1 protein-coding gene and 1 pseudogene are annotated in these 1,761 nt (G+C 64.8%); both read left to right on the forward strand.

Going from position 1 to position 1,761, the window contains the following annotated elements:
* Nucleotides 1-1,000 (forward strand): annotated as a pseudogene (locus LX12_RS21655) (terminase); the annotation flags it as partial.
* An 11-nt stretch (nt 1,001-1,011) separates the two neighbouring features.
* Nucleotides 1,012-1,761 (forward strand): phage portal protein (locus LX12_RS21660; protein ID WP_253656692.1); only part of this gene is annotated, 750 nt, incomplete at its 3' end.

A 1,761-nucleotide genomic window follows, 5' to 3' on the forward strand; every position in this document is an offset into this window, starting at 1 on the left:
CGGCTCGATCATCATGTTCGGTGCCCGTGAGCAGGGTTTTGGCCGCGGCATGGATGCGATCGACTGGGAAGTGTTCGACGAGGCACAAATCCTGGGGATCAAGGCTCTCGAGGACATGGTGCCGGCGACGAACGCGGCGAAACATCCGCACGGCGGGTTGGTGTTCTTCCTCGGCACACCACCTCGGCCGACGGATGACGGCGAGGCGTTCACCGCGAAACGCAAGAAAGCTTTGGACGGTTTGACGACCGACCAGGTGTATTGCGAGATCTCGGCGGACCCGGAGACCGACCCCGACGACCAGTCGATGTTCTCGAGTTTCAACCCGTCGTATCCGCATCGCACGCCGTTGGAGGCGATGCTGCGGATGCGGGAGAACATCCCGGATGTCGAGTCGTGGCGCCGTGAGGCAATGGGCATCTGGCCGAGTAGGCAGCACGCGACTGTTGTCCCGCTCAGTGTGTGGGCCGACCTTGCCGCTGAGGGGCCGGATTCAGACGAGCCGCCGAACGGTTTCGGGGTGGACATGTCCCACGCCCGTGAGATCTCGGTCGGGGCTGCTTGGGTCGATGCAGACGACAGCGCCCATGTTGAAGAGGTGTGGGCGGGTGTCGACATCGCCAAATGCGTTCATTGGCTCGTTGAGCGGGCCGGTGGGGCGCCGGTGTACATCGACAGCATCGGCCCCGCGGCGGCTCTCATTGCCCCGCTGAAGGCCCGCGGGGTGCATGTGGTGTCGTCGAGTGCCACGTACATGGCGCGCGGGTGTGAGCAGCTGGAGTCCCGAACCCGCTTCGAGACGATCACCCACGCCAACCAGGACGCCGTCACCACAGCCTTGATGAGCGCCAAGAAGCGACCTATCCGTGACGCCGGCGGGTGGGCGTGGGACCGCGGGGACGCCAACACACCCATCCATCCGATCGTGTCCGTGACGCTGGCGTTGATCGCCGCGCTCAGCACCGACCAACAGACCACTGGGGAAGCATTTTTCCTGTGAAGGGGGCCTGAGTGAACCGACAGCAGGCCCTCGACGCAGTACGGGAAATGCTTGCCGGTCCCCGCGCCTACGAGTCGGAGCGGTTGGATGCGCTCGCGCTGGCGGTGCGCCCGTGGACGGACTCGTACGCGCTGTCGCAGCTCGAGTTGAAGGGCGTCACCTCCGGCGACGCGTCGAACTCGCCGTACGCGGCGATCGCCGGTTTGGCGCGCAAGTCGCAGACCAACCTGCTGCCACTCGTGCTGGACATTTTCTCGCAGGGCTTGAAGGTCGACAACTACCTGGCCGGTGACCAGTCCGGCGACACACCCTCGGTGTGGGAGTGGTGGCAGCGCAACAAGATGGATGCCCGCCAGACGGGTGTGCATCGCACCGCCCTGCACTATGGGGTGGCTTACGAGACCGTTCTGCCGGCAATGGACCCCGGCCGTGAGGGCGACCACTCGGCGGTGTTCATCCGCGGCGTATCCCCCCGGCAGATGACCGCCGTGTACGGGGATCGTATGGAGTGGGACCCGCGGACCGAATCTCCTGTGGACGATGACTGGCCGATCATGGCGCTTGAAGTCAATGGGCCGATGATCCGGTTCTACGACGAGCAGTCGGTGCACTTCCTCGGCGTGAAGAACCTGCCGGAAAGCTCGCTGGGTTGGCGTGATCCGAGCTTCATCCAGTCGGGGAACTTCGAGTACATCGAGTCCCGCAAGCACGGGGTCGGGGTGTGCCCGGTTGTGCGGTTCGAGGACCGCAACCTGCTTGAT

It is taken from the genome of Williamsia serinedens (assembly GCF_024171725.1).
Classification (GTDB): domain Bacteria; phylum Actinomycetota; class Actinomycetes; order Mycobacteriales; family Mycobacteriaceae; genus Williamsia_A; species Williamsia_A serinedens.